Source organism: Paenibacillus sp. 598K, from assembly GCF_003851045.1.
Taxonomy (GTDB): domain Bacteria; phylum Bacillota; class Bacilli; order Paenibacillales; family Paenibacillaceae; genus Paenibacillus_D.
On record NZ_BFBX01000288.1, the window covers coordinates 1 to 214 of the forward strand.

Here is a 214-nt window from a genome sequence, read left to right on the forward strand (position 1 = left end):
GCGTGTACGGGTTAATGACACCGTTGGTTGGCGCGTCATCGCCCGCACTCGGCGTAGCGATCTTGCTCGACGACACCTTCACGACCAGATGGTTGCCTGCTCCGACCGGGATCGCCGGGTCAGTAGGCAGCTTCGTCGTGTTCGGCTCATCGCCCGGCTCCGGCACAGGTGCTGGATACAGCTCCGGCGCTGCCCCTGGCTTCGGCGTGACATC

The 214-nt window shown here is 65.0% G+C and carries 1 pseudogene; it reads right to left on the reverse strand.

Annotated features, from left to right (window positions below):
* Positions 1–214 (reverse strand): annotated as a pseudogene (locus PA598K_RS36950) (hypothetical protein); the annotation flags it as partial.